Annotated in this window: 21 protein-coding genes; 2 read left to right on the forward strand and 19 right to left on the reverse strand. The window is 48.4% G+C overall.

The genetic code is table 11. The annotated features are described in order from the left end of the window. Positions 1-22 precede the first annotated feature (22 nt). Complete coding sequence (locus Q0135_RS07890) at positions 23-253, reverse strand: hypothetical protein (RefSeq protein WP_297989636.1); 231 nt, start codon at positions 251-253, stop codon at positions 23-25. Positions 254-325: 72 nt separating this feature from the next. Here Q0135_RS07890 and Q0135_RS07895 point away from each other — a divergent pair, with 72 nt between their 5' ends. Then, positions 326-1,147 (forward strand): DUF364 domain-containing protein, encoded by an 822-nt coding sequence (locus Q0135_RS07895; RefSeq protein ID WP_297989637.1) that lies wholly within the window; start codon positions 326-328, stop codon positions 1,145-1,147. 58 nt (positions 1,148-1,205) lie between these two features. Next, on the forward strand, positions 1,206-1,778 hold the full coding sequence (locus tag Q0135_RS07900) for an alpha/beta hydrolase (RefSeq protein ID WP_297989639.1): 573 nt from the start codon (positions 1,206-1,208) through the stop codon (positions 1,776-1,778). A 533-nt stretch (positions 1,779-2,311) separates the two neighbouring features. On the opposite strand, the gene Q0135_RS07905 is transcribed toward Q0135_RS07900, so the two are convergent. The 18 genes from Q0135_RS07905 to Q0135_RS07990 all read right to left on the reverse strand — a co-directional run bounded on the left by Q0135_RS07905 (position 2,312) and on the right by Q0135_RS07990 (position 20,858). Continuing rightward, the gene (locus Q0135_RS07905; RefSeq protein ID WP_297989640.1) at positions 2,312-2,680 is read right to left on the reverse strand and encodes a hypothetical protein; all 369 of its coding nucleotides are present in this window, start codon (positions 2,678-2,680) and stop codon (positions 2,312-2,314) included. 116 nt (positions 2,681-2,796) lie between these two features. Then, a complete protein-coding gene (locus Q0135_RS07910) occupies positions 2,797-3,558 on the reverse strand; it encodes a hypothetical protein (protein WP_297989641.1) in 762 nt (253 codons plus the stop codon). Between the two features lie 20 nt (positions 3,559-3,578). Further along, positions 3,579-3,704, reverse strand: coding sequence for a hypothetical protein (locus Q0135_RS07915; protein WP_297989642.1), 126 nt, complete (start codon positions 3,702-3,704; stop codon positions 3,579-3,581). Positions 3,705-3,753: 49 nt separating this feature from the next. Next, the gene (locus Q0135_RS07920) at positions 3,754-4,554 is read right to left on the reverse strand and encodes a hypothetical protein (protein WP_297989644.1); all 801 of its coding nucleotides are present in this window, start codon (positions 4,552-4,554) and stop codon (positions 3,754-3,756) included. A gap of 390 nt (positions 4,555-4,944) precedes the next feature. Next, positions 4,945-6,384: a DUF4139 domain-containing protein gene (locus Q0135_RS07925; protein WP_297989646.1), complete on the reverse strand. Its 1,440-nt coding sequence runs from the start codon at positions 6,382-6,384 to the stop codon at positions 4,945-4,947. A 618-nt stretch (positions 6,385-7,002) separates the two neighbouring features. Continuing rightward, positions 7,003-7,779, reverse strand: coding sequence for an ABC transporter ATP-binding protein (locus Q0135_RS07930; RefSeq protein WP_297989648.1), 777 nt, complete (start codon positions 7,777-7,779; stop codon positions 7,003-7,005). Beyond that, complete coding sequence (locus tag Q0135_RS07935) at positions 7,772-8,764, reverse strand: iron ABC transporter permease (RefSeq protein ID WP_297989650.1); 993 nt, start codon at positions 8,762-8,764, stop codon at positions 7,772-7,774. Before Q0135_RS07935 ends, Q0135_RS07930 begins: the two co-directional genes overlap by 8 nt. Before the next feature lie 884 nt (positions 8,765-9,648). Next, positions 9,649-12,369: a carbon monoxide dehydrogenase gene (locus tag Q0135_RS07940; RefSeq protein WP_297989652.1), complete on the reverse strand. Its 2,721-nt coding sequence runs from the start codon at positions 12,367-12,369 to the stop codon at positions 9,649-9,651. Between the two features lie 216 nt (positions 12,370-12,585). Beyond that, positions 12,586-13,254, reverse strand: a complete 669-nt coding sequence (locus Q0135_RS07945; protein WP_297989654.1) for a nitrous oxide reductase accessory protein NosL — start codon at positions 13,252-13,254, stop codon at positions 12,586-12,588. After that, complete coding sequence (locus Q0135_RS07950; protein WP_291940222.1) at positions 13,251-14,078, reverse strand: ABC transporter permease subunit; 828 nt, start codon at positions 14,076-14,078, stop codon at positions 13,251-13,253. The genes Q0135_RS07945 and Q0135_RS07950 overlap by 4 nt, the downstream gene beginning before the upstream one ends. 652 nt (positions 14,079-14,730) lie before the next feature. Then, positions 14,731-15,456, reverse strand: a complete 726-nt coding sequence (locus Q0135_RS07955) for a hypothetical protein (protein WP_297989656.1) — start codon at positions 15,454-15,456, stop codon at positions 14,731-14,733. After that, positions 15,440-16,078: an ABC transporter ATP-binding protein gene (locus Q0135_RS07960; RefSeq protein ID WP_297989658.1), complete on the reverse strand. Its 639-nt coding sequence runs from the start codon at positions 16,076-16,078 to the stop codon at positions 15,440-15,442. Before Q0135_RS07960 ends, Q0135_RS07955 begins: the two co-directional genes overlap by 17 nt. Before the next feature lie 8 nt (positions 16,079-16,086). Then, on the reverse strand, positions 16,087-16,989 hold the full coding sequence (locus Q0135_RS07965; RefSeq protein ID WP_297989660.1) for a NapH/MauN family ferredoxin-type protein: 903 nt from the start codon (positions 16,987-16,989) through the stop codon (positions 16,087-16,089). A gap of 3 nt (positions 16,990-16,992) precedes the next feature. Then, entirely contained in the window at positions 16,993-17,439 is a 447-nt protein-coding gene (locus Q0135_RS07970; RefSeq protein ID WP_297989661.1) for a cytochrome C, read from the reverse strand. Then, positions 17,436-18,083, reverse strand: a complete 648-nt coding sequence (locus tag Q0135_RS07975) for a hypothetical protein (RefSeq protein ID WP_297989663.1) — start codon at positions 18,081-18,083, stop codon at positions 17,436-17,438. The genes Q0135_RS07970 and Q0135_RS07975 overlap by 4 nt, the downstream gene beginning before the upstream one ends. Then, complete coding sequence (locus tag Q0135_RS07980; RefSeq protein WP_297989665.1) at positions 18,080-18,883, reverse strand: 4Fe-4S dicluster domain-containing protein; 804 nt, start codon at positions 18,881-18,883, stop codon at positions 18,080-18,082. Before Q0135_RS07980 ends, Q0135_RS07975 begins: the two co-directional genes overlap by 4 nt. Continuing rightward, a complete protein-coding gene (locus Q0135_RS07985) occupies positions 18,880-20,085 on the reverse strand; it encodes a nitrous oxide reductase family maturation protein NosD (RefSeq protein ID WP_297989667.1) in 1,206 nt (401 codons plus the stop codon). The genes Q0135_RS07980 and Q0135_RS07985 overlap by 4 nt, the downstream gene beginning before the upstream one ends. Then, a complete protein-coding gene (locus Q0135_RS07990) occupies positions 20,082-20,858 on the reverse strand; it encodes a cytochrome C (protein WP_297989669.1) in 777 nt (258 codons plus the stop codon). The genes Q0135_RS07985 and Q0135_RS07990 overlap by 4 nt, the downstream gene beginning before the upstream one ends. Between the last annotated feature and the right edge of the window lie 35 nt (positions 20,859-20,893).

Consider the following 20,893-nt stretch of genomic DNA (forward strand, 5'->3'; position numbering starts at 1 on the left):
AAATTTATCCCGCATTCGCTCATTAAGCTAGCCTAAAATTCAGCCTGTATCGGCTTACCATTGTTAAATTTACCCGTCTATGTCCAAGCTCTTGCTCGTCCGCTCTTATGGAATTTAGCTCGCATTTGCCTGGGTTCGCATCGGCTTGCTCGTTAAATTTGACCCGCCCGCACCGCTTGCTCGCGCCTGCCGCTTCGTCCGCGCCGCCGATTAGTTTAAAATTCCAAGCCGCATTCGCCCGTCGCGCGATCAATAAATTTATATCAATACGGGCGCCGAAATTTTAAGCTATAATGGCGCCAAATTCCACATTAAAGGAGCGAAAATGAGCGAAATTTTAGATCAGACGCTGGAGCGCGCGAAAGAAATTTTAGGCGTCCAGGCGCTGGAACTTAAGATCGAGCGCGCGGTCGTGGGGCTGTTTTTTAGCGGCGTGAAGCTGCAAGGGGGCGCGTGCGGGCTTAGCTATACGCCGCTAAAGTCCCTATCGGGCGCCGTTTGCTGCCCCTCGCAAGCAAGCGTGATGCCCGATTCGGGCAATATCGCAGGCAAGAGCGTGCGCTATCTGCTGCGCGATTTGGGCTCTGCCGCGCCGCTTAAAAAGACGCTCGCGCTTGCCGCGCTAAATGCGCTTGGAAGGGCGTGTTTTGATAAAATCCGCGCGGATTACGACGTGAAATTCGGCGCCGATCCCTTTGAGCAGCTACGGATTGAGCGCGGCAGCTTTAGCGTCGTCGTGGGCGCGCTGGTACCCTACATCAAGACGCTGATGAAAAATGGCGCGGATTTTAAAATTTTAGAGCTTGACAAAAGTACGCTCAAGCAGGCGGAGCTGCCGTTTTACCTGCCCGCAAGCGAGGCTAGCAGCGTCGTGCCGCGCGCCGACAATGTGATAATCACGGCTACGACGCTCATCAACGACACGCTCGATGGACTTTTGCGTCTGAAAAAAAGCGGCGCCAAGCTCGTGCTCGTGGGACCTACCACGCCGCTACTGCCGCAGGCGCTGTTTGAGCGCGGCGTGGACTTTGCGGGCGGCACGCTCGTGCGGGATGCCGACGCGGTGCTCGATATCATCGCGCAGGCGGGCTCTGGGTATCACTTTTTGGGTAAATTTGCTGATAAAATCACGATTTGCAAGGGCTAGGGCGCGGATTGAAATTTTAAAATTTGCGCGCAAAGGGCTTAAATTTAAAGGAGAAAATATGCAAAAGTGCGTCTATATCGTGCACGGCTACGATGCTTCGCCTAAGAAGCATTGGTTTGCCTGGCTCAAAGACGAGATCGAAAAATCGGGCGCGAGGGCGGAAATTTTAACGATGCCCACGCCTGCGCACCCAAGGCTTGATGAGTGGCTGAAAACTCTGCGAGAAAGCGTAAAATTTGAAGGCGAAGTCTATCTAGTCGGACACAGCCTCGGCTGCCCTACGATCTTAAATTTTTTGCAAAGCGACGCTTTGGGCGGCGCAGTAGAGGGCGTTGTGCTAGTTTCGGGGCTTGCAAAGCCGCTTAGTGATCCGCAATTTAAAATTTTAGACGAGTTTATGGATAAAGGCTTTGATTTTGAGCGCATAAAAGCCGCCGCAAAACAGCGCGCTGTAATTTCTGCGAAGGACGATTATATCGTGCCGTTTAGCTTCAGCCGTGAGCTAGCGGGGCAGATGGACGCTAAGTTTTACGAGGTGGAGAAGGGCGGGCATTTTTTAGACAGGGACGGCTTTACGAAGTTTGATCTAGTCTATGAAATTTTAGAAAAAATGATGAAGCTAAAGGGCTAGATTTGGGGCAAACACGCCCGCCCGCTTGGTTTTGCTTCTGCATTCGCCGCTCGCGTTTTTCTCTGCCGAAGCTTGGATTTGATTTGCGGCTAAGATAAGAGTCTCGTCTTTAGCCCGCCGAAGGCTTCCGCTACCCGCATAAATAAATAGATAAGCCTGCGGCGTAATCGTCGTTTGCGAGGCGAGTTCCGCGCGGTTTTAAAATTTTGTAAATGTCGCAGCGACATAAGCGTGTTCTGCATAAATGTCAAAGCATGGCGGCTAGCGAGAATTTTATCAGTTCGCAAAATTTTTGTCCGCGGCGAAATTTCATACTCGGCTTGTGCGAGCTAAATCCGTGCTCAAGCCCGTGTCGCGTAGAAGATAAAATTTAGAGCCCGCGCCGGAGCTTTTGCGACGATGAAATTTTAAAATTTTAAAGCAAGCGGGATGATGAAATTTCAAATCTCGCTTGGCCCGCGCGGGCTAAATTCCGTGCCTAAGCCCGTGCTGCGCGAGAGATAAAATTTAGTGGGCGCGAAAGACGCATAAGTTTAGCTTTTCTTTTCGTTAAACATATACGAAATCACAAAAACGATCAGGCGAACGGGCGCGAACGCAAATGCAAACGCCACGCTCCAGCCGGCGGCACGCTCGCCCCAAAAATACCCCGCCGAGAGGCATGCCAAAAACCCGCCGTAAAAAGCGCCGAGCGATAAATTTTCTACCGCAAAAAGCAGTAAACTAAGATTTGGATTTTTTACAAACAGCTTGCTTGGCTTAAAGTTTTTATACCTTTTGAACAAATACCAAAACAGCGCGCAAGCCAAAATCGCAAATATTGCGGCAAAAATGGCGATTTTTGGCGCGCCCGCCAAAGGCAAAACTGCTAAAATCAAAGCCGCCGCCCACCAATCAAGCAAGAAAACCACCCGCTAAGCGAGCAAATACTTCGCCGTCCTATGAAATTTATATTTTTGCTCTGCACTCATCGGTCTTAAGTCCCTTAAATTTTTTAACAAAATTCATATTAGAGAATTTAGCGCATCTCTATATCTCTACCGCCCAAATAGTATTTTTCTAGCGGATAATTTAAATTCCCGCAGTTATCAAATTTAAAACCTTTTCCGATACCGACTACGGCATTTTTTCTCTCTTTATAGTATTTCTTCTCGATAATAAAATTTCCTATCGTATCGCACAGATACTCCGAATGGTTAAACTGCATATAATTACCGTTAAATATAGCGAATTTATCAAGGAACAAAGTGCCTGTGACTTCTTCCTCGCCACCGTCAACCCTAACTATCGGTCTGTCAAATCCAACGCTCGTATCGTTCAAATTTATTTTTAGATATTTCTTTGGATCGGTTTTTTTAGCCTTTAGCTCTTTCATCAGTATCTGCTCGGTCGTTTTTCCCTCTTGATAATATTTTTCTAATACTTCAAAACAATTCGATAAATTTATATTTTCTAGTTCATAGTATGCAACCTCGTATCTACTGGACCAAAGACTACCGAAGGTTTTCAACCTATAAGCATCGATCATTTGGTATAATTTTACATTATTATCTAAATATGCTCCTGCTACTTTTTTATACAGCTCCTCCTTCGGCAAAATTCTATTTTCTTTGAGGCAGTATCCTTGCTTGTATTTGTCGTAGTCGGAAGTAGTAACTATCGCGAAGCCTCGCGGGGTGGAATAATCGGGAATTATACGAATAAATGCGGCACAAAGTATTATTATAAGAAGCAGCGTGCCCGCTAGGGCTTTAAATTTAATAGACCTGTAGAATTTCATATCAGTCCTTTTCTATCCATCTATTCGTTAGAGGCTAATCTTTCCGGACCAGGAGGAGTTTTCTTCCCCCACAAATAATAACTCAATATATCGGCTCCGTAATTACCCTCTAATTCTAATCTTAGATCAGTTTCTTTTTTGCTCATCTCTTATCCTTTTTCGGTTACATTCGTTAAGATAAAATTTCAACCAATCTTATCCACCGTGAATCCACATATCCAGTTCCTGTTCCGCCGGAGCTTTGATATCAAAATTTATATTTCCGCAATTATCGTATGAGAATTTACGTCTATAATGTTTCATATGAGTATAAGCCAAGACTTTGTTAAAGTTTTCTAAACTCTCATATCCGCTTTTTATTGCCATTAAATTTTTAATAACATTATATTCAATGTAAAAACTTATATCATCGACATCAACATAATTCACAAAAAATTGATTCTCTTTTATTAAAAATGATTTTTCTAAAAACATTTTTCCGTTATGAAATGGATTTTTCTCTTCGGACAAGATGATAGGCTGTCTAAAGCCCAAAATTTCATCCTTATATACAAAATATTTTGATAGATCGGAGATATCTATTTGCGTCTTGTCTTTTATCTCATAATCAAAACTCTTTCTGTCGGTATTTTCAACTAAAAAATCAAACCAGTTTTCTTCATTGAAATCGCCGATTAGATAGAGCTTGGAGATGTGCGCCGTATAAAAACTATGGCCGAAATTTTTTATATCGTGCTCATCGATAATGGTATTTCGCAGAACCTCATAGTCGTGATATCTTTTAAAATAATTTATAGCGGCATTTCGAAGTAACTCTTCGTTGCTCAGAATTCTATTCTCTTTTAGACAATATCCCTTTTGATATTTGTAATAGCTAAAAATATTAACTATGCAGGAGCCCTGCGAAGCGGAGTAATCCGGCACGATGCGGATAAACAGGGCGCAGAAAAGTAGCGCCGCGGCTAGGATTTTAAATTTAAGTTTGTGAAATTTCATAACTATCCTTTAAATGCCGCCATTGAAACAAACCACACACCTCGCCGCCGCGTTAAATTTATACCTTCGCTCCACATTCATCGCCCCGACCTTTTTAAATTTGAGATAAATTTTATCGACGCTCAAAGTTTTCTGCCTAGAGCCAAAATCCCGTGCGTCGCTAAATTTCATATCTCGCGCTAGCCAATTTTAAATCGCCGCAACATTTAAATTTTTGGTTCTCGCGACGCTCAAATTTCTCTAGGCACGGCGCGTAAAATTCAGCGGTGCGGCGCCAAAAATTTCAGATAAATTTTAAAGCCGCGCCTTAGTTTTATGCCGGCAAAATTTAATCGCGCCGCAAAAAGCTACTCCGCTGCGCAAAATTTATCCGCGCCGCGCCAAAGCTCGTTATCTCTTCGGTTTGCTTAGCTCATAGCCGAAGCGGATCTTTTTGCTCTCGCCCGGCTTTAGCTCAAAGTCCCAGCTAAGCAGTCCGTCCTTGCCGAGGCTGCTCTGCTCGGGCGAGTTTTTCAGCGCGACCTTTACGTCTTCATGCGTAGAAACGGGCGCTCGCTCTTGTAAAACCACGTTCCACGCGCGCTTGGAGCCGTTTTTAATCTCGTAGTCCCAAGCCATGGAATTTTTGCTTTCGCCGCCGAAAAATGAGTTTTTTGTGAAGTTGTTTGCCTGCTCTTTTTTGACTTCGATCAGGCTATTTTTACCCAGATACGCCGTAGCCTCGGAGTTTGCGGCAAAGCCTAGATGCACGAGCCCGATCTGCACGCCGTCGAGCTTTATTAGCGTTTCGCTCTCCTCTATGTTTCTTTCAGGGCTAAATTTAGCCCGCACGTAGGCCGCCTCGCTGCCGTAGCCGTCGATGAGTAGATCAAATTTCGCATCCAGGCTCTGTTTGTCGAAGCTAAACTCGCCCGCTTCGCCCGCTTTGAGGCTTACGCCGCTGATTTTCCACACCTTTGAGAGCGAGCTTTCGATATTCGCGCCCGTCCTTGCATACGACGATCTAGTCTCCATCGCAGGCGCGACCCTATCCATAGTTGCCTCCTCTAGCATCACATCCTTTTTATAAGCCGCTGCGGGCGCCGGCTTTGCAGGCTCGCCCTCGTACCATGGATAAAATGGCTGCGGCGCGGTCTGCGAAGAGTATTCGTAAGGATACAGCGCGATCGTTAAATTCGCTAGCTCCGCGTTTAGCGGATTTTGCACCGAGAGTTTTTGCGCGACCTCGATTTTGCCGCTAGCAAGATCTGCCGAGAGCTCGTTGTGCGTGTAGGCGCTTACGTCAATGGGGTAGCTGATCTTAACGAAGCTCGGATCGCAATCGAAGCTCACATTTAAGCGGCGCTCGTTTTTGATCGCGTATTTTGAAATTTTCTCTTTGAGCTTTCCGATTTGCTCGTCCGTCTTTGAAATTTCGCCCGCTACAAGCAGAACTTCGTCGTAAACTTTTTGCGAATCCGCTTTTAAACTCGCCAAACTTCTATCTTTTAAGCTCGCGAAGTCGCTTAAAAAGCGCTGCTGCGCCTTAAGCGCGACCAGGCGGTCGTTTAGCTCGCGCAAGCTCTTTTCGTCCGCCTCTTTTTTGGCGAATTCCGCGTTTTTAACGGGCTCGCTCTCTTCCAAAGACAATTCGCGCACTTCGCAAGAGCCCACAATCTCGATGCTGCGGATATCTAAGTACTCCGGCACGTTCACGCTGAAGTTTGATTTTTGCGCGCCGAAGTTTTGGTGCAAGAAGGCGGAGTTCGCGTAGATCTCAAGGCTATTTTCCTGCGCACTCAAATTTACGGTAAGCGCCGCAGCTGCGCTTAAAAGCACTATTTTTTTCATTTTTGCTCCTTAAAAATTTTACGTAATTGTAACGATAAATTTTGATTTTTATGCTTAAAATTCGGAGCGATTTTAAAATTCCGGCCCCGCCGCCCGCTTTGAAATTTTAAAATTTCGCCGCCGTAAAAACTCCGCCGCGGGCGCTAAAATTTTACTGCCAATAGCGTTCATTAAGTCCTCTCACTCGCGCAGCCTAAGCGATAAAATTTTAAAATTTCGAAGCTTCTATTATTAATGACGAGCTGTACCCTCCGCGAAGTAAAACTATAAATTCAAAATTTTACACAGCCAACTACCCCCGAGAAGCCAACCAATAAATTTTAAAATTTTACGCAGTAAAATTTCTGAAACTTTAGGCGAGCGAAGCAATGCGAAGGAAGCGCGGGGCGCTTCCTAGTCTTCACGAGAAATAGTGAAGCTCCTCATCGCAGCGGTGGCTTAGTTGTCACGCGAAGTTAAACCGATAAATTTTAAAATTTTACGCAGTAAAATTTCTGACTATCTTTCGCGGAGACTTCGCAAGCGTCTTAACGCTTGCTCGTATTGCTCCGCTCAGGTGCAGGGAGTGCTTGCACTCCCGCTCGCAAGGACGAGCTGTGCTCGTCCGCGAAGTAAAGACTAGAATGGATACGTCAAGCAGCAGACGCGACCGACCTTTTCGTTGTAGCTGACGTCAAGCTTCAGATCGTATAGCTTGCTTAAAATTTCGCTCTTTATGATCTGCTCGGCCTTTCCGTATGCGACCTCGCCGCCACCTTTTACGAGCGCGACGTATCCGCCCAAAAGCAGCGCGAAGTCCGGATTGTGCGTGGCCAAAACGACGGTGTAGCCGTTTTTGAGAAGCTCTTTTGTAGCGCGGAGGAATTTGTATTGGTTGGCAAAGTCTAACGCCGAGGTGGGCTCGTCGAAAATCACGATCTTAGGCTCGCTGCAAAGGGCGCGTGCGATAGACGCCATCTGTCTCTGGCCGCCGCTTAGGCGCGTGATGATCTTGTCTTTTAGGTGCCAAATTTCAAGCATTTTCATGTAGCGCTGCGCGAGCTTGTAGTCGCTTTCGCTCGGCTGCGAAAAGATCCCGATATGCGCCGTGCGCCCCATCAGGACGTATTCAAAGACGCTGTAGTCGTACTCGCAGACCTCGCTTTGCGAGACGTAGCCGATGATCTCGGCGCGCCCTTTGGCGCTGAGGCTCGTCATATCCTTGCCGTCGATTGAAATTTTACCGCGCAGAGGCTCAAGCGTGCCGCTGATTAAATTTAAAAGCGTCGATTTGCCCGCGCCGTTTTGCCCCAAAATCGTCAGCATCGCGCCCGCTTCGAGGTTGAAATTCACGTCGCGCAGCGTCAGAGGGGCGGATTTTACGTAGCCGAAGTCTAAGCTCTCAACCCTAACCATTTAGCTTCCTTTTGTTTTTAAGCAGGATGAATATAAAAAATAGCGTGCCTATAAAGCCCGTAAGCACGCCTAGCGGGATCTCGCTCTGATTTATGCTGCGCGCTACGTCGTCTACGATGAGCACGAAGATCGCGCTTAAAAATATGCTCGCGGGGATCGCTTTGGTGTTGCTCACGCCCACGATCATGCGCGTTAGATGCGGCATCAAAAGCCCCACCCACGCGACTATGCCGCTAATACACACGCTGCTTGCGGTTAGCAGCGTCGCGCAGACGATGATGATTCCTCGCTCCAGCACGACGTTTACGCCCAGCTTCGCCGCGGTCGCATCACCCATGGATAGGACGTTTATGCGGTAACTCATCAGTACCAAGATAGCGATACAAACCCCCATCACCGGCGCTATCATCGCTAGCACGGAGGGATCGACCTTCGCGAGGCTTCCTAGCTGCCAATACACGATGTCTGCAAGCTTCGTCTCGGGATCTGCCATAAATTTTAAAAATCCGATCAGCGCGCCCATCAGACCGCTTACGATGATGCCCGCAAGCACGAGCATTATGGTGGCGCTGGAACGCAGCGCTCGCGTAACCAGAAGCGTAACGCAAACCGCCGCAAGCCCGAAAATGAAGGCGAAAAGCTGGATCAAAAGGATGTTTAGATCAAGCAGGATCGCAATCGCCGCGCCCACGCAAGCTCCGGCGCTGACGCCCAAAAGATCGGGCGAGACGAGCTGGTTTTTAAAGACGCCCTGATACGCCGTGCCGCTGATGCCCAGCGCCGCGCCCACGAGCACTGCGGCGATGATACGCGGCAAGCGCACCTGCATGACGACATTGTGGACGTTTTGCGCTACCTCGCCGCCGCTAAGCGCTTTTAGCACCTCGGCGATGCTTAGGCCGAAGCGCCCTATACAAAGCGATATCGCGATCGTCGCGATCATCGCCAGTATCAGCAGCACGAGCATAAATTTAAAATTTTTCATACCTTCCCTTGCTTTAAATTTTATCTTTTGCATTAAATTTAATCTTTGAAATTTCGCTTTATCGAAACCCGCTTAAAATTTCGCCTTAAATTCCGCCTTCCAGCTCGTAGGCGAAAGGCTTGCGGTAAAATTCTTTCGTGATAGCTCCAAGATCAATATTTTAGAAAAGATCCGGATGAAAATTTTAGCCGCCTGCAAGATTTGCAGTGACGTCCTCGCGCCCGTGTGGTCTCAGCCGAAAATGTTTGCAGGTACAGCATAGACGCACTTTTGCTGCACCGTCTCAAGCTGCGAAACGCAGGACTTGACAGCAGCGCCTCCGCCTCGTGCGACGTCTTCTGCCGATGATGACGCAGTGGCTGCAGCGACTTTGATTTATACATCTAAATCCTTAAACAGATGTGGCATTTTAGCACATATCATATTAAATTTTTATGATTTCGGCTTTCATATACGTGAGCGTATGTGAGCGAATCTAATGGCGTGCAGCTCCGTGCAATAAGGCTTTTAGCAAAATTTAGCTTGCGGATTTCAGATGAGCGTCTACGAAATTTATGCTGAGATGGAATTTTAAAATTTCATCCGTTCGCGAAAGATAGACTTAAACCTGATGGCAGAATTTTGCCTGGCTAAATTCCGCCGATTTAGCAGCAGACGCAACGCGCGGCAAAATTTTACGTAGGATTTGAAGATTTGATTTAAAATTTCACAAACGAATGCTGCGCGAAAATTTTCTCTTTATTTGATCGCGATTTTGCTAGCCACTTAGTTGTAGAATTTTACTTGCCGTTTGGCCGCGGGATTTTATTTGCCCGCAAGAGGTTAAATTTTATCATGAAATTTCGCATCGCTTAAAATGCGATGCGAAATGAATCCATCCGTCGCTACTGCCAGCCTAGAGCTTTGCGTTTTAAGCGCATGTCGCTTACCATTTTTAACGCAAGCGCGACCGGATCGGTATCTACGTGCATCACAGAGCCAAGCGCACGCCTGGTGCCCTCTTTGAAAAAGTGTATGACATTTGCGGAGCCGTGGATTTGATACTCGACGCAGTGATACGAGTCGATGCCCATTAGGCGGAATCCGAGCGAGGCATCGACACCCTTTTCGTTCGCCCACTCGGGAGAGGTGAAGGCAAGCGGCAGCTCGTAGAGATTTTTGCCTAGCACTCCTGCGATACCTGCGAAAATTCCGCTGGAGCGGGTATTATCGATACACTCGCCCACGTGCCATATCGGCGGAAGCTCATCTTTTTCTAAAAACGCCCGCAGTGACGCGCCCGCTTTTTTATACGCGCTTTTTTGGCAAAAGCCCAGCTTCATTAGCGGAAACGATGCGCAGCCGTTGGTTAGGATTAGGACGTTATTTTCGATTAGGGTTTGTGCGACATCTATGATAGCGCGCTCATAAGGCACTTTAGGATTGGTGCAGCCGACCATATTTACTATGCCTAAAATTTCACCGCTTTTTAGCGCGTGCGCTAACGGCTCCATGCCGCCGTAGTGTTTATGGACGAATTCTACCGAAAAGCCCACTTCGGCCTCAACTTCGTACGGCGGGATATATACCGGCAGCCCCTTGCGCTTTTCGTGAGATTGCAATGCGCGGTCTAGAATTTTACGTGCTAAATTCCTAGTCTCGGCGATATTACTATGGTGATGATCGTAGCCGATATGCTCGGCTCCGGGAAGCCTAGCTGATGAGCTTGTGGTAACGACCTTGGTCTGGAAGCAGTTAGCCACGTCCATGATCGCAGGATAGACATCTTGGACATCGGCGACCCACAGATCAAGCGCTCCCGTGCCTATGACGAGTTCGGCAGTTACGGCGTTTGAGAGCGGTACGACGCCCCAGTTGCGATACATCGCCGATAGTCCAGAACAGCACACGCCGTAAAATGCGATCCCCTGCGCGCCTATTGCGCGAGCCTTGTCTTGGTACTCTTTAGAATTTCCAATCTCTACTATTAGGCTTACTAATGTCGGCAGATGTCCGTGCACGGCGATATTGACCCAGCCTTTTTTAAGCGCGCCCATATTGCTTTTGGAAGTTACGCGATCTCCTACGCCAAATAGCGCATCCGTAGCGATATTTGCAGCTACTACGCCAGTGAATGTAAAAGCAAGCCCGCAGCGCAAAAGATGCTGCATCACGCTGCGCCAGTCTCCATCCGTGCCTACACCCGTTCGGTGATACGCCTCAAAGACTTCGTTATATGCACTAATCGGCAAGATATCTAGCTTCCGCCATACTTCTTGACGCTCCTTGGGTGCGAGCGCAGTGATGGTTTTATACTCGCCGCTACTTTGCGAAAGATCTGTCAAAAGCGTATCGGCAAGCTCGATCGCTACCTCTTTTAACTCTCTGCCTTCAGTTGGAATTCCAAAGGCTTTGGCGGTATTGATGATTTTGTATTCGCCTATGATTGGCAGATCTAGCTTGCCCTGCGCCGCCCATTTTAGCGACAGCAGAAGCTCTCTGGCGTGCGCGCCGTGTTGAGCTACGCCTGCAGCTACTTGACGCAATAGGTTGCGCGATACGATGAGATCGGCGTCTGCACCGCAAGTGCCGCGATCGGCCTTTTTAGTAATTTTGCAAGGCCCCATATTGCAGATCTTACAGCATACTCCGGTAAGTCCATAGCTACACATCGGCATCTGTTTATCGAAGCGATCAAACGCCGTATCTACGCCGATCTGCTCCATCCTAAGCATCATTTCGCGCACGGCGGGATCAGGGGTTTTCTCAAGTACTTCTTGTTTTGTGGGGAAGGTCTTTTTGTATTCAAGCACCGCCTTCATATAATCCGCCGTAAATTCCGCCTCGTGAAAATACTCGAAAAGATTGCCCTGTGCGTCTTTATGCGTGTGCGGACTAGCCTCTGCGGGTACTAAAACTTTTGGGATGCCGTGCTCGTCAAATCCGATAATCGCGCGGTGAGAGTGAGGCTTGTGATCATGGCAATGTTTGTCGTGCTCGTGTGAGCTGATGACGGAATCTTTGTCGTGCTCATGCGAATACGCCGCAGAATTTGCACCGTATTCGTGCAAATAGGCTGCGAGGTTTTCTTCTTGATCGTGTGGGTGGGTCGCAAGATCTTCGTCGTGTAGATGCGAGTGGATTGCGGAGCTATCGCTATGTTCGTGCGAGCAAGAGATGTGGCCTTTGCTGCTTGGGCTCTTTGCAGGATTTGAAATGGAATTTGTCAAAGAATCAGCCATGGAATTTGTCGTAGAGCCTATCGCGGAATTTTGGGCGTTGCCTGCGCTTTGAGTGCTTGAGTGCGCCGCAAAGTTCGTGCTTGAAACAGAGTTTGCGCTATCATCGTAACTCGGTGCGGAATTTTTGGCTTCGCAGTCGCACTCGTCGCAGGAATTCTCACCTGCGGCGCGATTTTTAGAAATTTTGTCACGAGTATGCGAGGCGGAAGTCGTAGAATTTGCAGCGGAATTTTGAGCGATATTTGCGCTTTTATCAAAAACGGACGCGGCGGAGCTTTTGACCGCATTTGCGGCGGAATTTTCTCCCGTATTCGCAGCGGAATTTTCATCCGTCGCAGCCTTCTTGCGTGAGCCTTTTTGTTTTGCGATTTTGTCGTTTGCCATGACGTCTCCTTGAAATTTATTTTAAAAATAAGCGAGAATGCAGCCCTCAATAAATATACTAAAAAACTACACTATCTAATTCTTATAGATAAAATTTAACGTGATTGTATTTTTTAATTGCTTTAAATTCCCTTAATAGCGCACTAAAATAAAAGATAAATTTTTATGAATAAAATATACTAAATAACTTAGTTTAAATTTCGCCAAGCGGCTCGATCATCTTAGATAATCGATTAGCTTGGCGGAGATTTCGCGAAACTGCAAAATTTTATGCCCCTTTTTCTCGCGCATGAAGTCTTGCGCGTCGCGCAATCTCGCAAACGTGATGAGATCGTCGCCTCTGGCGCTTTGCAGCACGCTGCCGAAGACATAAAACGCGTCCTGCGCCCGCAAAATTTCGCCGTTTGCGTAATCAGTGACGTAAAGCTCCGCACCATCAAAATTTGCATCAGCGGAATTTGCCTCACCTAAATTGCCGTTAACTGGATTTTTGCTCGCAGAATTCGCTCCCAAAGAATTTTCATTCTCAGAATTCATCTTTGCGGAAGCTCCGTTAAAATTTGCGCCCGAGCTCTCACCCTCGAAAAAATACGCAAACATCGCCTTGGGCGAAGCAAACGCTAGCGCGCTGCCGTCTTTGAGCCTTGCATAGGCGCGAAATTCCGGGTGCGCGCTAGTATCGATGCCGTATTTGGCGCAGGTAAGATTTATATCTTTAAGCCACGCGATCTCGCGCATGCTTTTAGAATTCTGCACCAAGCCGGAGCCTATACTATCAGGTGTGTCTAAATTTTGTGCCGAGCCGGAGCTTTGAGCCGCGGAATTTTGCATCTCCGCTGCGCCGCAAAGCGCTATAAATGCCGCCAAAATGAGTGGAAATTTCACGCTAAATCCTTCGATCTAAAGATAAAATAGCCCAAAACGAGGCTCGCCGCGCCCAGAGCGATCGGATAGAGCAGTGAAAAGGCGATAAAAAGCCCGCGCCCGAAGTGATCTAGGATAAAATACGCCGTCGTACCGATGACCGCAAGATCGGGATCAAACAGGCTGATGGCGGCGATGCGGAAGTCCTCCATCGGGTTTGCTAGGGCGATCGCAAAGATTAAATTTTCGTTCACTCCCGTTTTTGCGAGCAGTCCGATCAGCACGAGATCCAAAAACGCGAGGCAGAAAAGCCAGACGAAAAACGCGAGCCCAAGCCCCATCTCTTGGCTTTTTGAGACGGCGCAGATCAAAAACGCGATCCCTAAAAACGCCGCGCATAAGCTAAAAAGCAGCCCCGTATAAAGCAGGCAGATCGCCCACGGAATGCCCGTGCCTTTGATCGCGCCCCAAACGATCGCAAGCAGCAGCGACAAAAATATCGGCACGAACACTCCAAATAGCCTTCCCAGCGCCTTGCCGTAATAATACTGCGCCTGCGAGATCGGGAAGCTTAGCAGGTATTCTAAGATATTTAGGTCGCGGTCGGCTAGGATCGCCTTGCTGGTGGTTACGAGCACGAAGACGGGCAGGATGATGATGCAGATCTGAATAAACAGCAGCAGCAGTCGCGAAAGCCCGCTGAAACCGAGCACGCGCGAATCGGTCACCCCCGTGATGAAAAACGCCGCCACGAGCCCGCTAAAGATCAACAGATAGAGCAAAAACCAGCGCGAGCGGAAGGACTCTTTGATATCCAAAGCGGCGATGGTGAGTAAATTTTTCATTCATATTCCTTTATTGCGCCTCGGTGCGCTTTTAAATTTAGATGCTCGCGCAGCTTAAATGCGCGCTTTTAAGCTCGGCTCCGTTTTGCGGCGCGGATTTCGTGGCCTTAAATTTTGCCCGTCTAGCGTTTAAACAAGCGGCGAAATTTTATCCGCCGCCTGCGACTGCGGACCGCGCATAAATTTTAAATTTATGGCTCGCTTGCGGCGCACTCAAACAGCGCGCGGTTTGCCGCCCGCTATCCGTCATCCGTCGTAGTTTTAAAATTTAGCCGCTTGACGAGACCTCTTAAATTTCAGCTCCGTAAAATTTCAAAACCAGGCGTATCTCGCAGCATAAAATTTTAAAATTCTAAAAATCTCAAGGCAGCGAGATTTTGCACCGGATATTTTAAATTTACGGCAAAATTTTAAACTGGCGCGTCCGCGTAAATTTAACGTGCAAAGCGGAATTTCATGCCGCGCGTTAAATTTAGCCGCGTCGCAAGATAAAATTTCGCGGTCGTTTTCTAAGCCTAGCTTTGCCTCACGCCGCAGCTGCAAATTAAAATTTTATCTCATCTATGGCGGCACGGGCGGCACGCTGAAATTTTACGCTTTAAATTTAGCGCAAAACATGGGCCGCTTAAAATTTCATCTTAGCTGAACATCCTTAATGCGCGTGCCCAGAAGGCATACCGTGTGCCGTGCCATTACCCTCGTGCATCTGCCCCATATCGTGCGGCGCGCCTTGAGGGTGCGCCGTGCTGCCCGCATCGCCGCTCATGCCATGATCTGAGCCGTGAGTATGCCCCATACCGCCCATATCGTGTTGCGGCTCGCTCATGCCGTGCTCTGCGGAGTGAGGGTCTTGCATTCCACTCATTCCGCCCATGTCGCCGTGTCCGTGCATGCTTCCCATATCGCCGTGCGCATCGCGACCCATATCGCCCATTCCCATGCCGTGCGAGCCGCCGCCCGCTTTAAGCGCCGCGACTACTTGATCGAAGCTGAAGTCTTGCTTGCCCTCTTGCTTGTTTTTAAACGCGCCCCAGCCGAACGACATAGGGGTTTTAAAGCCCTTGTAAAAATGCGCCGTGCGTGCGTCGATAAACTCGCCGTTGCCGCTAGCGTCGTTGATGTAAATTTTGGCGTCCTTCAGCCAGTTTAGTTTGTCGTTGGTAACCATAAAATCCACCAAGCAGCCGATGTCGTCAAAGTAGTGGTTTTTACCGTCCACGCGCACATCGACGCTGAAGCGGTTGTCGCTGATCGCCATCTGGCAGTGCTCGCACACGTCTCTGTCGTAGTGGACGTTGCCGTAGTCTTTCTCGTCGCCGCAGCCTAAAAACGTAAGCGCCGCAAGTGCGCAAAGCATAATTTTAAACATTTTTATCATCTACGATCCTCCCTAGATCCATACAAATCATTCTTTTTACCAGTCCTCCCACTTCCTCGAGCCTATGCGAAATAAAGATCAAGCTCTTATCTTTTGCGTGGTTGTGCAAAAGCGTCTTAAAACGCTCGCGCGCGCTCGGATCGAGATTAGCGGTCGGTTCGTCGAAAATCATCGCCTTGCTAGCTCTGCCGAATGCTAGCGCAATTAAAAATTTCTGCTTCATACCGCCGGATAGCTTATAGAAAGGCTTGTTTAAATTTGAACTCAGATCAAGCTCCATTTCGTCGCAAAATTTTACTATGTCCGCTCTACTTGCGTCCGCCGTGCGCTCGGCGAAATAGATGAGCTCATTTAGGCTCAGCTTAAGCGGCGGCGGGGTTTGCGGCACGAAGCTGATACCGCGTAGAGCGCGGCTGCGCTGCTTAAACGAATCAAATCCGTCGATGGCGACGCTGCCGCTTGTGGGTATGTATTCGCCCAAAATCGTCCGCATCAGCGAGCTTTTGCCCGCGCCGTTTTGCCCGACGAAAAGCACCTGCTCGCCGTTCGCGATATTTAGATCGATATCTTTTAAAACGAATTGATCTGCAAATTTCTTGCTTACGTTTTTAATCTCTATCATAGGCTTCCTTAGATCATATCTTTTAGCTTATTGCCGATACCGAGTGCGTCTTGATGACACACGTCGATACAGCGTCCGCACAGCGTGCAGTCGATCCCTTTTAACATAAATTTGCTCTTATCGCCCAGGTTTTCGGACGCCTTTTTTTTAGTGATGTCTAGCACGTGCGAGACGAAGCAGACGTCTTGGCAAACGCCGCAGTGATCGCACCTGTTTTTATCCCAAGTAATCTTGCTAAGGCTAGCTTTCGCCGCAAGCGAATAGGTACTGCCTAGCGGGCATAGGTGCGTGCACCACACCCGTCTGCTAAAAAATACTTCGAGCAAAAACACAAAAACGATCCAAAGTCCCGCCAGCGAGAAGCCGTAGATGATGAGGCGCGATAAAATTCCCACGACGTTAAAAATTTCAAAAACGAGTAGATCCGTAATCGCGCTTAGCAGCAAAAACACCGCCCAGATCGCATATCGCATACCGCGAGGCAGGGCGCGCTCCTTGATGACGTGCTTAGCGATTAGCGTATTATGCAGCTTTTCGCCGATCTCGCTAAGCGCTCCGTAAGGACAGATCCACGAGCAAAACGCCTTGCCGCCCGCGATGAAATAAAACAGCAAAATAGTGCCCGAGCCGATAAGCAGATTTATCGGCAGATCCTTGTGCGCGGCGATCACCTCAAGGGTGGCAAAGGGATCTGCTAGGTGAAAGCCAAGTATTCGCGAGCCGCTGATGTCGCCTTCTAAAATTTGAATATCGGCGCGAAATGAAAGCACGAAAAGCAGATGCACCAAAAATACCGTAGCATAGCGCAGCGCCCGAATGCTGGGGCGCCATTTGCCGCTTCTGTTTTTAAGCGCGAAGGTCGAGAAAAAGCTCGTATTTTTGATCGTGCATCGCGAATTATATTTATCCAAGAGCTACTCTTTAAATTTTGAAATTTCATCCGCGAGCTTATCTAGGCTCTCGTCGCTTACGTTGGTTAAAAGTCCGCTCATCAGGCTGTTTTTGATCTTACCCGCTTTATAATCTTTGAGGCTTGCTAAAATTTGATCCTTGCTCTTGCCACCGATCGGCGGAGCGATCTTGCCGCGTCCGTCATCGCCGTGGCAGGGCGCGCAGCTTACCAGATAGGAGCTACTAACCTTAAAATCGCGCTCTTTGACGCTTTGCTCTAAAATTTTAATATTTTTTACGTCCTTATCGTCGATGAGATCGACGCTCTTGCTCTGCGGCGCCGGTTTTGCTTGCACCTGCGGCTTGACTTCTTGCTGCGGCGCGCTAGAATCGTCCGAACTAGCCATAAAGATCATCAGCGCGATCAGTGCTACACCCAACATCAAAGCTAAAATTTTGCCCGGTTTCATTTCTGCTCCTTAAATTGTTGATTGAACTCGTAAATTTCTTTCGCCATCGTCTCTATCTGCTGCTCGCTCATGCCGTTTACGAGCTGCACCATAAGAGGATTAGGCTTTTCTTTGAATTTATACTTTTTAATCATATCCACGATCTGCGCGTCGGTTTTATCCAGAAGCGACGGACCTATGATGCCGTTGGCGTAGTCGTCGTGGCACGCTGAACAGCGCAGGATAAAATCATGCCCAAGGCGCTTTTTCATAAGGTCGAAATTTAGCTTTTCGTATTGGTTTTTGATGCTTGAATACGCCACGATATTTTTGGTCGTTTCGTTTACATCGCCGTTTAGGTTAAAATTTACCTTTCGCTCGCCGTAAAAATCGTAGCTTACGAACTTATCGTCCTTCTTGGGCGCTTCCCCGCTTTTAACGCTGATGCGAGGCTTTGCAGTATGATTTTGTTCCGCGCTCTGCGATGCGGAATTTGAACTCGCGGAATTCTGATCCGCAGAATTTTGCCCTGCGGGGCCTTGCGAAACGGAATTCTGCCCTGCAGAATTTGCGGCGGCAGAGCCTGAATCGCCATCATCTCCGCAGCCGCACAGCAAAAGCGCCGCAGCTAGCGAGTAGAGGTAGAATTTAATAGAGTTTTTCATTGTTTTCCTTCATAGATTGATTTGTAATCCGCCCGCGGGATTATCTCGATGATACGCGCCGGACAGAGCTCTGCGCACGCGCCACAGCCGACGCAAGCGCTACGGATCTGCGGGGCGAAATGCGCGCCCGCTTTTATCATAGCTATGGCATCAAATGGCTGCGGGTAAGGGCACAGCGATGCGCATAGATCGCAGACCTTGCCCTCTTTGGCTGCCAGCGCGGAGTTTAACTCTCGCTCCTGCTCGGTCTTGGCAGGCTTTAGACGCAGATCGCTAGACTTTAAAGTTTGCCCGCGATACGCCAAACAGGCGTCTAAATTTTTAATCACGGCGATACCCATCGCAACCTTTTTAGGTTCGTTCGTTTCGTGGCTAAGCGCGCCGCTTGGACAGGCGAGCACGCAAGGAAGCGCGCCGCAAAGATAGCAGCCCCGCTCTTTCGCGTCGATAACGGGAGTGCCGATATCAAAAAGATGCGTAATATCGAGCAGATAGATGCTGTGATAGGGGCAGACCTGCACGCATTGACCGCACTTGATACAGCTAGAGCGGAAGCCTCGTTCCGCTAGCGCTCCGGGCGGGCGCAGATATAAAGAGGCGGAATTCCCGCTAGAATTTTGTTTTATAGAATTCGGTGCGGAATTTTGTCCTGTGGAATTTATGGAATTTTGCTCGTTTAAATTCTGCGCTTCACTGCCCGCGGAATTGGCAGAATTTTCATCCGCAAACAAGCTCGCTGCCCCGAGTGTTCCGAGCGCTCCGCCGAGTAGTTTTATCGCTTCGCGTCTATTCTTTATCATTGCCTCATCCTAGGTTTTGGATCTTTTAGCAGTAGCTCAGGCTCTGAAAACGGAGCGAGCTTGGAGATGAAATTTAAAAGCGCGATCCCGCTGGAGCCGTAAAAAAACCGCACATTCGGTTTATACGCCCAAAGCCTATCCGCGTAGGCGTATGAGCTGTAGCTAACGTCGCCGTAGCCGTCGCCATCGCGATCAAATCCGTCGTAATCGTCGAAGTAGTTGCCACTCCATTCGTTTTGCAAGAGCTTGGATTGGGGCGTATCGTTCAGTACGATCTCCATATTGCCTTTAAATTTATTGTTTTTAAATACGCTTTTTAGCTGCGTGGCATGGAATTGCACGCCGATGCTGTTGTATTCGATATCGTTGTTTTCAAAAACGTTAAGTGAGCCCGGCTGATAGGGGGATTGATCCAGATAAAATCCGCGGGCGTTGTAGATGACTTTATTATCCGTAACCCTGAAATTTGAGCTATCCTTCATACCTATGCCTACGCCGTAAGCGCCGTCTGCGTTGCGCACGACGTTACGTCTGGCGATATTATCGCTTGAAAACATAAAAAATAATCCCACGCTGTTGCCGTCGTAGTAGTTATCCTCCACGACGTTGTGCCCGGAGTTCATAAAGTGCAGAGAATAGCGGCAGCTGTGGCCTTTATTGCCTGCGACGAGATTGCCATTAGAGAAGTAAAAAACGGTGTCGCGGACGTTGTGGACGTCGTTATTTAAAATTTTATTGGCATTGGAATACCAAAGCTTGATGCCGTCGCCTTTAAAACTCGTGCGGTAGGTATTGCTTGAAATTTCGTTGCCCTCGATCGTTACGTCGTTTGCCTTGCTTAGCACGACGCCGTAGAGCACGTCTTTGATGAGATTATTTTTTATGATTACGCTGTTTACGTCGCTTACGTTGATCCCCGCATCCTCGCTAAGATGCTCGAAGCCTCCGTTTTGAATTGTTAAATTCTTGATTGTAACATGCGGAGAGCGGACGCGGATGACCGTTGCGTTGCGATCGCCTATGATCACGGCGGAGCGGTCTAGTCCGTCGATAGTAAGGGGTTTATTGATTAAAATATTGCCGTGGTATTCGCCCGCGGCTAGTTCTATAATATCGCCCGCTTTTGCGCTATCGATCGCGTCTTGAAGCTCGCCCGCGCCTAAGCTTAGCGCGAGCGAGAATGCTAGAAGCAAAAGCCTCATCTATGCTCTCGTAGGAATTTTTTCTTAGATAGTAGAGCTAACGCCGATAGCAGCGACAGGGCCAGCATCAGCCAAAAGCCAAGAGCCGGATATGAATGGGTAGTAAAATGCGCTACGCTGCCGTCGCCAAATGCTGTAGGCATAAAAGGCTTTATTTTAAACGCGCCCCAGTCTTGCAGGTTATGCCCGAACCAATAGAGCCAACCCACGTAGCAGCCGATGAAGATAAGCGGCGCAATGATCGGCAGGATCATAAGCAGGGTCTGCCCCTTGCCGTCGTAGTACAAAAATGCAAGTATGCCGATCGTAGCGATTATGAGATAATACGGCGATAGCGAGTGCTCGAGCGTGCCGCCGCGCCAGACGGGATACATGCCGATATAGTGATTTAGGGTATTCATCTCGCCGACATCGCCGCTAAAGCCGTCTACGTGGACGTAAAGTGGAATTCCATCGGGGAAAGCCTCTTTCGGATAGTTCGGCGCTTCAAGTGAAATTTTCCACACCGGTATGCTAGGTACGCCCACTTCAAATTTATGCTCCAGCATCGCGCCTAGATCGTTTTTAACATCACTAGGAATTAGGTGATTTTTATACGATGCTTTCGTATAAAAATTCCATATCGGTGCGGAGTATGCGGGCAGCTGCGAGACGCTGCTAACCTGCCCCGATACGATTTTGCCTTGGACTTTGAAAAATCCGAGCGTAGGGATGGTAAAAGCGACCGTCATAATAAGCAGCGCTAAAATCGCGTAAATTTTATATTTTGGCATTTCATCTCCTTTAAATTCTCCCCCTTGCGGGGGAG

The organism is uncultured Campylobacter sp., from assembly GCF_937981295.1.
In the GTDB taxonomy this organism is placed as follows: Bacteria; Campylobacterota; Campylobacteria; order Campylobacterales; family Campylobacteraceae; genus Campylobacter_B.